The following is a 10,184-nucleotide window of genomic DNA, read 5'->3' as shown; positions in this document are numbered from 1 at the left end:
GAGCCCGCCACCAGGTTGCCCGTCTTGAGGTACGCCCCCTCGCCTCCGAAGTCGCTCACCAGACCTCCAGCTTCCTGCACGAGCAGGGCGCCAGCGGCTGTGATGCTGCGAAGAGGGTAAGTGCGAGGCTGTCGTCAGTGGCGCCGCCAGATCGCAGCGCATGCGTCGCTTCTATCCTCTTGCTCCCGCAAGGCCCGATGTGTTCCGGTGAGATAACCACGCAGGCTTAATGCAGCGACGCCGTCTTCTCCGCCAGCCAAGGTTGGCGCCAAAGATCCTAAAGCGTCCTGCTTCAGTTAGTGCTCGATTTGGGCGGGGCGATTTCCTGGATGATTTTCCATGTGCTGCCTTCCCGCTTCAGGACAAGCTTCTTGCTGACGTCGTCGTTGTAGTCGTTCGAGCGGTATTGCTGCTTGAAGGCCACTTCGCAACTTTCCGGTGAGAGTTGCTGGGTCTTGAGTTCGCTCAGGCTGACGGAGATCGAGATCTTGTTGAGGCGTTCAGCGCGCAGGCGCTTCCAGGCTTCCTGATCTGCGCGGGTTTGCGGCTGGAAGTTGTTGGAGTAGTAGCCGAGATATTTATTGAGATCACGAGCAGACCAGGCGGCAGCCCAGTCGTTGGCTGCGAATTCACATTGCACGGGTACCGGCGCAGTGGGTGGTGGCGCGACGGGGGCGGTCTGGACCGGGAGGGGCCGCGGTGCGGGACGCCCCGCCATTGCTGCTGTCATGTCCAGTGCGTCGTAGCGCGGCATCGTCGTGTCGCAATTGACCGTGCCGTCATCAGGCGCTTCGTCTCCTTGTGCTGGCGGCGGGGCATCGTCAGAAGAGGCGAGGCCCAATGCTGGCAACACTCGGTGTGCCGCTGCGAGTACACGGAACTCGGACAGCTTGAGATCGTATTGTGCGCGGACTACGGAGCGGCGCGCTTCGAAGAGCTCGTTCTCCGTGTCGAGTACGTCGAGCAGGCTGCGCTGGCCGATATCGAACTGCTGGCGATAGGCGTCGCGAGCTTTCTCGGTCGAAAGCGCGTGCTGTTCCTGGTATTGAATCTGGTCGCGCAATTTGCGTTGATCATTCCAGGCGATCGATGCGGTCTGCCGCAGGTCGCGGCAAGTCTTGTCGCGTTGCGCGAGTGCGGTGCTGTACAGCTCTTCCGCTGCCTTGATGCGGGCCTGATCCGTGCCGCCACGGAACAGGTTGTAGCTCATTACGACCTGTGCAATGCTGTCCGAATAATGCCCGGGAATGCCGGAATGATTGCGTTCCAGGGTTTGCGAGCCACGCGCTTCGAAAGTCGGTGAGTTGCTGGCGCGACGAACTTCGGTCTGGGCGCGAGCGGCCTGGACTTGTGACACCGCTGCACGGAAGGCTGGATTGTTGCGAATCGAGACTGGCAAGACATCCTTCTCGGGAGGGAGTTTGCCTGTCACGTTCGGGGTATCGATCAAGGCCGGTGGTGTTTCTCCGACAATGCGCTCGAAGCGTGCGCTGACGTCGTGCAGATTGCTGGTTTCGGTCAGCCAGTTGGCCTGCGCCAGCGCCAGGCGGCCAGCCGCCTGCTCCAGGTCGACGCGACGGCCGACGCCTGCCTTCACCCGCTGTTCGATCTGGTCGTAGATTTCCTTGTGAACGGCCCAGTTGTCTTGAGCTAATTGCGATAGCTGCCGATAACGTTGTACATCGAGGTAAGCGCGTGCTGCTTCGAGGGCGATGTCGTCGGTCGTGGCGAGCAGGTCGTAATACCGCGCAGTGCGGGCATGACCAAGGCGACGGACTTCATTACGTGTAGCAAAGCCGTTGAACAATATCTGGCGTAACTGGAGGCTGGCCCCCGGATGATTGAACGTAGCTACGGAACCGATGTTGGCGTCGATGCGCTCGCGTCCGTAATAGCTTTCAAAGTCCAGGGTTGGCAGGTAGCCGCCGCGTGCGGCTTCCTGGTCTTGTGTCGAGGAAAGAAAATCGTGAAGGCGCGCCCGTACATCGGGGCTGCGTGCCAGGGCTCGTTCGGTAATTTCATTGAGACTTGCTGCTCCGCTGACTCCATGTGCCAGTGCAATCAGCACAGCGACATACAATTTCGAGTACATCCGCAATTTCTCCAAGTCGACCAGCGTGGTCTCAATGTGTTGCGCAACAAGCGTTGTGCGTGCTTGCAGGGCGTCCCTGTCAAGAGCGGCATTGCCAGACAAGGCTTTAAAAGAATATTCCCCAAGCTGCTTGCGACAAGCTCGGGAAAGCGGACGAATTATCCGCGCAGTTCGATTAATTTCGGTCTGATTTTAACGGTCCAACAGCGAGATGGTTGATTCGCAGCGTCAATTCCCGCGCCATTTGTCGAAGATTCGTGGGGTAACTCACGTTTTCTGGCGACATTGGTGTTATTGGTGTCTGGCGCTGTGTCGATTCCTGCTGTCTGGCACCTGCCGCGTCGTCATCAGTGTTTCCGTTTTCGGTGCATTGGCTGTTACGGCCAGCGACGTGGAACGGATGCAGCAATTCGTTACACAACGTTTCGGCGCAGATGGCGGACGCAATCTGCGCGACTGGCGCGACATGCTGGCACGCCCCCTGGCTGCCGCCGACAACGACAAGCTGCGGCAGGTGAACGATTTCTTCAATCGGCGTGTCCAGTTCCAGGACGACGTGGTGATCTGGAGTCAGCTGGATTACTGGGCGACTCCGCTCGAGACCCTCGGCAAAGGTGCGGGTGATTGCGAGGACTTCGCCATTGCCAAGTATTTCAGCCTGATCGAGTTGGGAGTGCCCGCGTCGCGCATGCGTCTCACCTACGTGCGGGCGCGTATTGGTGCTGCGGGCAGCACGGTCACGCAGGCGCACATGGTGCTGAGCTATTACGCGCAGCCCGAGGCCGAGCCGCTGATTCTCGATAACCTGATCACCGAGATCCGGCCCGCAGGGCGTCGCCCGGATCTCACGCCAGTCTTCAGTTTCAATGGTGACGGATTGTGGATGGCCGGGGCGGACAAACCGGCATCGCCCGTCGATAGACTGTCGCGCTGGAAGGATTTGCTGATCCGCATGAAAGCGGAAGGGTATGAACCATGAGAAGAAGAGCCATGAGCGCCTTGTTGCGTAGAGAACAATCCGAGATAGGGAGGACCACATGTCCTTGCTGACCAGACTGTGGTTGAGTGTATTGAGCGCCATGCTTCTGGCATTGGCCGGCTGTCTCGTCGTTAGTGTATGGACGGCGCGGGACTACCTGGCGCAGCAGCTATACGCACAAGGCAACGACAACGCTGCGTCGCTGGCCCTGTCGATGTCGCAGCAGAGCAAGGATCCGGCGATGGCCGAGCTGCTGGTCGTGGCGCTGTTCGATTCGGGGCATTTCGAGAGCATCGTTTTCAGCGACGTGAATGGGCGGGCGGTTGCCGAGCGGCGCACCCGCGGTGATGTGGCGGATGCGCCAGCCTGGTTCGTCCGCCTGGTGCCTTTACAGGCGCAACCGGGTGCGGCATTGGTGTCGGACGGCTGGAAGCAGGCCGGCCGCGTCGAGGTCAAGGCCAGCACACGCTACGCCTACGGTGCGCTGTGGCGTGGCTCGGTGAAGATGGCCATGACCTTGTTGCTGGTCGGCCTACTGCTCGGTGCCGCCGTGAGTCTGCTGATGCGCTGGTTGAAGAGCCCCTTGCAGGTCATCGTCAACCAAGCGGAGGCCATCGGTCGTCGTGAGTTCATTGCCGCCCCCGAGCCGCCGGTCAAGGAGCTGCGCATCGTTACGCGTGCGATGAATGCCATGGTCAAGCGCGTGCAGGCCATGTTCGCGGAGCAGGCTGAGCGTATCGATCAACTGCGCAGTGATGCCAACCGTGACGTTCCCACCGGCCTCTCCAATCGTGCCTTCTTCATGGGCTGCCTGCGTGATGCCCTGGCGGACGAGGAAGCTGCTTCCGGTGGCATCCTGTTTGTCATGCGCATCCTGGACCTGGCGGGTGTGAACGGTCGTCTCGGGCGTGAGCGTGGGGACGCGCTGGTGCAGGCTTGCGCCAGGGAGTTGTCGGAAACACGCTTTGAAGGGCTGGAGCCGCAATTTGGTCGGCTCGGTGGCGCTGAGTTCGCCGTGATGCTCGCCGACGCCAGCGCCGCACAGGCCACATCCATCTGTGGCGAGGTGCTGGCGAGCATCGAGAAGCTGTGCCAGCAACGTGAGCTCACCGATCGCTTGCCCGTGGTGGCCATTGGCTGGACGCCTTATGTGCGTGGCGAAAGTATTGCCGATGTCATGACGCGGATCGACACTGCCTTGATGCAGGCTGAGAGCGCGACGCCTTCGGTGGCCGGCATCGATGTGTCGGCGAGTGCCGGCGTGCTCTCCGGTGAAGCCTGGCGGCACACGGTCGAGCATGCCCTGACAGAGCGCGCCTTCGAGTTTGCGATGTATCCGGTGGTGCGCACGGACGGCGCCTTGCTGCATCAGGAGGTGATGCTGCGTCTTGTCACCGCAGACGGCACACGCTTCTCCGCCGGGCAGTTCATGCCCGCCGTGCTGCGTCAGGGGCACCAGGCGGCGCTCGACTTACTGGCGCTCGAACTGGCCCTGGAGCGGCTTGCGCGCGTGCAGGAAAACATCGGCCTCAACCTCTCTGCTGCTTCCCTGCTGGATCCGCAATTCATCTCTGGCTGCGCCTCGCGTCTGGCGTTGGCGGGCAGCAAGGCGTCGCGTTTGTGGCTGGAGGTGTCTGAACGTACCTTGATGGACGAGGCCGGCATCAACGCCTTGTCGGCCCTGTCGCGTGCGGTACGTCAGTACGGGTGCAAGCTGGGTGTCGAGCACTTCGGCCGCTACTTCGCGGCGATGCCGCGCCTGCATGAGGTGCAGGTGGACTACGTGAAGCTCGACGGTGCGTTCGTCGCCGGCATCGATACACACGAGGGTAATCAGCGATTCGTGCAGGCCGTCGTCAATGTCGCCCGCAGCCTCGAGATGCTGGTGATTGCCGAGCGCGTGACCAGCGAAGCCGAATGGGCCGCGCTGCAGAAGCTGCAGCTCGATGGCGTCACCGGCCCGGCTGTGACGGCACGCAACAAGGGCTGAGTGCTGCGCAGCAAAGCTCCGGAGTGTCACGTCCGAGTGCAGACGGGATGGAAAAACGGCGTCAGGTGTTTGCCTGACGCCGTTTTTTGTGGGGCTAGCAGATATCAGTCCGCCTGCAGCTTGCCCTTGCTCAGCAGATCCTGAATGACAGCGGTATCTGTCGACAGAGCACCGGAGTTGGTCAGATCCACGCCTTGCAGCACGATGCTCTGATCGACCGCACCCGCGTTGTAACCACTCACGAAGCCACCGGCGGTGCTGATCTGCACCGTCGTGTTGCCGCCACTCGTGGTGAAGTGCAGGTAGTTCGACAGTGTGCCAGCATCGGTACCGGTATGCGTTTCGCCTTGCAGCAGATCACGCAAGTCGAGCACATCGCCACCCGCGGCGGCTGTCGAGTTGTCGAAGGCCGTGATGGTATCCACTGCTGGCGAGCCCGGCGCACCGCGGTCGGCCAGCGACCAGATGAAGGTGTCAGAGCCTGCACCACCGGTCATGATGTCGTTGCCACTGCCACCGATCAGCCGGTCGTTGCCGGCGCCACCGTCGAGGGTGTCATTGCCTGCACCACCGAACAGCTTGTCATCGCCATCGCCACCGCTCAAGGAGTCGTTGCCGGCTCCGCCCGACAACAAGTCGTGCCCGGCGCCGCCGCTGATCGTGTCGTTGCCGTCCATGCCATAGATCTGGTCATTGATGCCCGACCCGGTCAGCGTGTTGTTGCCAGCGTCGCCGGCAAGGGCGTTGTTATATGACGTCAGGGTGAGTGTCGAGCTCGAGCTGTCGCCATCGGTATCGGTCAGCGTGTAGCCAATGGTCACCGGCGCCACCACCGTTGTGGAGGTGTCGTCGAGCACGGTCTGGTAGCGGATGTCGGTGATGCGTGCCTCTGCATCGCTCGACGCCTGCACTTCGATGCTGCCCACGTTGCTGTATCCGGACGGTAGTGTGACAACGCCTTCGGCGGTGCTGACGAAGGTGCCGAGCAGGTGGCCGTCGATGTGATACACGGAGTAGCTCAACGACGAGCTGCCGCCAGAGGCTGTGGTGCTGCCGAGATTGCTGTTGGCGGCATTGATGTTGAAGCTGATGTTCTCGACGCCATGTGGATACGTGGTCGTGCTGAAAGTGAAGACCATCGTTTCGAGGCCATCAAGGCTGCGGTTATTCGTATTGCCGTCACTGCTCGTGGCAGTGCTGGCGATACCGCGGCCCGTCACGCCCGCGCCGTCGTTGGCCGTGCCCGTGGTGTCGTAGTAGGTAATGCCGGCACTGGCGTGCAGCTCGTCGTAGCCCGTGATCGTCAGGCCGGTCGAAGCGGCTGGCGCCGAAGTCAGCGTCACGGTCTGCAAGGTGCCTACCGGTGGGTTCGGCAAGCTGGCCGTTGCCGGCGTGTAGTTGTAATAGCCATCGCGATTGAAGACCAGGCTGCTGCCGGTCGTGGCATTCGTCCAGGTCAGTACGCCTGCTGCCGTGACCGTGTAGCTACCGCCGCTGAATGAGCCCGAGCTTGCCGAGGTCAGGTTGATGGTCTGGCCCAGGAAAACGATCGAGCTGACGCGCGCGCCATCGACAGCGGTATCTGCCCCTGCACCGAGTGCGGTGAAGTCGGTCGCCAGCGTGCCGGTTGGCAGGCCATCGTCGGTGCCTATGCCAGTCATCACGTTGCCGGTGAAAGAGGTGGCGTTCGGCGACAGGGTGTCGAAGTCGGGGCGTGCGACCGGCACGCCATCGACCACGTTGAAGGTCAGCGAGGTCGATGGCGTGACGTCACCGTCGCTATCCTGTGCCACGAAGCTCAGCCCGAAGCTGGTGCCGGCCGAGGCAGAGGTGCCGGTGTAGTAGGTATAGCTGCCTGTTGCGAAATCAAACGTCAGGTTGCCATATACAAAGCCCCTCGCCGCATTGAGCGCCAGCGTATCGCCGGTGATGGGCGAGCCCGCCGGGAAGCCGCCGGTCCAGCTGATCTGGTTGGTGGCGTGGTTGTAGTTGAAGGTGACGTTGGTGTCCGGCGTGCCGTTGGAGTTGGTGTCCAGCTGGACGGTAATGCTCTGTACCCATCCGTCATCGGCGCCGAGGGTGCTGCCAACATTGCTCGAGGAACCCACGACGCTGCCGCCATACGCAACCGGCACGGAACTGGTCAGCGTAGCCGCCAAGTCGTTGAGGTCCGGCACGATGATCGCGCTGTCACGAGTGCCGCTCCCGTCAGCGTCCACATTGTGTATGGTGTTCAGCGTCGTACTGCTGTTGATGCCACCGCCCACGCCAAGGGCATACGAGTCGATGTTGTTCGTGGCCGTGAAGCTGTCCCAGGCGCTGACTGCGGTGGCGGAGTTGCCAGAGGTCGGTGCGCCGTCAGAGATGAAGTAGGACACGTTGTGCGTGGATGCACTCGGCGTACCGAAGGCCGTGGTGGCAGCCGTCAGCGCAGCTTCGTAGTTGGTGCCCCCGGTGGCGGAGACGGTAATGCCATTGATCGCGGCAATCAGTGCGGCCTTGTCGGTGTAGGCCGTGCCGCCATTAAGGATGGTCGCGGTCGGGCCGAAGGTCACGATCTTGACAGCCATGCTGGCGGATTGGTCGAAGTAGGCGCTGACCAGTTCGATCATCGCTTCCTTGGCCAGCGTCAGCCGGTCGCTGGCCGTGTAGGTGCCATTGGCAGCTTCGTCCTGCAACTGGCCGCCGGCTTCGGCAAGTGTCATCGAGCGCGAAATATCGAGCACCAGCACCAGGTTGTAGCTGGGCATGGCGCTCTCGGCGACGTTGATGGTGTGCGCGTAGGCAATCGGGCGGTCATCCACGATGGTGATCTGCGCGTTGGCCGAGCCCGTGTTGGTGACGTAGGCGATTGGCGCGGTGATGCTGTTGTTGTTGGCCGCCGCGCTGTTGTCCGCATTGTCAAGCAAGGTGTAGGTGTAGTCGCCGAGGCCCGTGCCTGCGACGTCGACCACCAGGTTGCCGACGAGAATGCCGCCGACAGTCTGGTTCACGCCGATGTAGCCGGCGCGTGCGTCCGTGTCGCCCGTGCCACCGTCAGTGATGCCACCGACGCTGGTGATCGAGGTTGCGCCGGGGTCGTTGCTCAGCAGATTGCCGGAGACGACGCTGACGCCGCCGCCGGAGCCGGTCGACAAGGCGCTCTCATTGACCGTGATCAGGTCGTCGCGAGTCGCATAGGTCGTGACGCTGACGGTTGCGGTGCTGGTCTGGCCATCATCATCGGTCAGCGTGTAGGTGAAGCTGCCCGTACCTGCCGCGCTTGGCGTGAAGGTATAGGTGCCGTCGCCATTGTTGACCAGCGAGCCGCCTGAGCCTGCGCTGACGCTGCTGATTGCAGCATGGTCGCGCAAGGTGTCGTTGGCCAGCAGCTGTGCCTGCGTGATGATGATGGGCGTGCCCAGCACGGTCGAGAAGGTATCCGCAACCGCCGCAGGTGCACCGTCGTTGACCGGCGTGACGTTGATCGTGGCCGTTGCCGGCGTCGAGTCCGTCAGGCCATTGTTGTCGCGCGCTGCGTACTGGAAGCTGGTGCTGCCGTTCCAGTCGGTGCTCGGGCGGAAGTAGACCGGGCCCGTCACCACCGAGCCAGCCGTAATCACCGTTGTACCGGCGGCATTGCTGTACAGCGTGCCATTCACGGGCAGGCTCGAGATCACGTAGCCCGCGACCGTGCCGTCCACGTCGGCACCGGCGAGCGTGACCGTGATCAGCGTGTCCTCGTTGCCGGTGGCCGTGACATTGTTCGTCGTCGGCTCGTCGTTCACCGGGATAACGTTGATCGTGGTCGTTGCGGTGTTGCTGCTATTCACGCCGTCGGTCACCTGTACGGTCACCGTGCGCGCCGTAGCGCTCGGGTCGTCGACGTTGTTGGTGAACGAGATGTTCTTGATGCGCTGCACGTAGTCGGCCACCGTACCTGCGCCGCTCAGGGTGATCGTCACCGTGCCTGCGGTGCTCACGGTATTGACCGATATGCCTGCGACATCCGTGCCCAGGTTCAGCGCGTCACCGGTCTGACGGTTGGTCAGCACGATGGTCGCACCGGCCAGCGTGCCGCTGCTTACGCCGGTGATGGTGAAGTCCGCGTCGGTGATGGATGGACCTGCGCCCGCTGTATTTTCGGTGAAGCTCAGGGTGTAGTTGGCACCCGTTGCGCCGCTCGAATTATTGGCATCGAGATCGATGACCGGCGCCGTGTCGTTGTCGGTGATCGTGCCTACGCCGGTGTTGTCGGCGATGGTGGCATTCGTCGCACCCGACAGCGTGACGTTGAAGGTCTCGCTGCTCTCGATGGCGAGATCATTGGTGATCGGCACCGTGATGGTTTGCGTCGTCGTGCCGGCTGCGAAAGTCAGCGTGCCGCTCACCGCGGTGTAGTCGCTGCCCGCCGTGGCCGTGCCGCCGCCGGTGGCGTAATTCACCGTAACGACCTGGCCGGATGCAGCGGACAGCGTGACCGTGAAAGTCGCCGTGCCGGCGGCTTCGTTCACCGTGACATCGTTGATCACCAGCGATGGTGTCGGGTCGTTGTCGACGATGGTCGTCGTGACGCTGTTCGCCGCAGGGTTGGCCGCGATGGCTTCGAAGCCGCCACCGCTGATCGAACCCAGCGTTATGACAACGGTTTCATCCGGTTCGTCGAATACGTCGTTGGTTGTCGGCAGGGTGAAGGTTGCGCTGGTTGCACCGGCCGGGATCGTCACGCTGACGACACCGGTGTAATCCGACCCGCCGCCGGTGGCGGTGCCCGAGTACGTGAGGTTGACCGTAACGGCCGTTGCAGCTGCCTGACCGAGGCTCACCGTGTAGTTGGTGGTAGTTGCCCCTTCAGTCACGGAAGCGGGGCCGGCGATGCTCACCAGCACCGTGTCCGGCGTGGCTTCGTCGCTGATCGTCGTCGTGACGCTATTGCTCGAAGGATTCGCCGCGATGGCTTCGAAACCGCCGCCTGTGATCGATCCGAGCGAGACGATGATGGTCTCGCCGGAGTCGGCCAGCGCATCGTCGAGGGTGGCGAGGCTGAAGGTCGCATTCGTGGCACCAGCCGGGATGGTGACACTCACCACACCGGTGTAATCCGTGCCGTTCGACGCAGTGCCCGTGTAAGTCAGATTCACGGT

General features: G+C 62.3%; 4 protein-coding genes and 1 pseudogene. 2 read left to right on the top strand and 3 right to left on the bottom strand.

Features of this window, described 5'->3' with window-relative positions; all coding sequences use genetic code 11:
• Together VVD49_RS21745 and VVD49_RS21740 are read right to left on the bottom strand one after the other, a co-directional pair.
• Window positions 1-98, bottom strand: a pseudogene (locus VVD49_RS21745) (inositol monophosphatase family protein); the annotation flags it as partial.
• 194 nt (window positions 99-292) lie between these two features.
• On the bottom strand, window positions 293-2,092 hold the full coding sequence (locus VVD49_RS21740; RefSeq protein ID WP_327601348.1) for a TolC family outer membrane protein: 1,800 nt from the start codon (window positions 2,090-2,092) through the stop codon (window positions 293-295).
• Window positions 2,093-2,492: 400 nt separating this feature from the next.
• Here VVD49_RS21740 and VVD49_RS21735 point away from each other — a divergent pair, with 400 nt between their 5' ends.
• Window positions 2,493-3,071, top strand: a complete 579-nt coding sequence (locus tag VVD49_RS21735) for a transglutaminase-like cysteine peptidase (protein WP_327601347.1) — start codon at window positions 2,493-2,495, stop codon at window positions 3,069-3,071.
• Window positions 3,072-3,129: 58 nt separating this feature from the next.
• Window positions 3,130-5,061: an EAL domain-containing protein gene (locus VVD49_RS21730; RefSeq protein WP_327601346.1), complete on the top strand. Its 1,932-nt coding sequence runs from the start codon at window positions 3,130-3,132 to the stop codon at window positions 5,059-5,061.
• A 104-nt stretch (window positions 5,062-5,165) separates the two neighbouring features.
• Here VVD49_RS21730 and VVD49_RS21725 read toward each other — a convergent pair.
• The coding region (locus tag VVD49_RS21725; RefSeq protein ID WP_327601345.1) for a Calx-beta domain-containing protein at window positions 5,166-10,184 on the bottom strand (5,019 nt) is incomplete at its 5' end.

The sequence above is a fragment of the Uliginosibacterium silvisoli genome (genome assembly GCF_036017035.1).
GTDB classification, from domain to species: Bacteria; Pseudomonadota; Gammaproteobacteria; order Burkholderiales; family Rhodocyclaceae; genus Viridibacterium; species Viridibacterium silvisoli.
Note: the sequence above shows the minus strand (reverse complement) of the source record. Positions and strands in the feature narration are given on the sequence as shown.

Bases quoted from the DNA above. Each gene is read 5' to 3' on its own strand.
- VVD49_RS21740 (WP_327601348.1), bottom strand. From the start codon at position 2,092: ATGTACTCGAAATTGTATGTCGCTGTGCTGATTGCACTGGCACATGGA.
- VVD49_RS21735 (WP_327601347.1), top strand. From the start codon at position 2,493: ATGCAGCAATTCGTTACACAACGTTTCGGCGCAGATGGCGGACGCAAT.
- VVD49_RS21730 (WP_327601346.1), top strand. From the start codon at position 3,130: ATGTCCTTGCTGACCAGACTGTGGTTGAGTGTATTGAGCGCCATGCTT.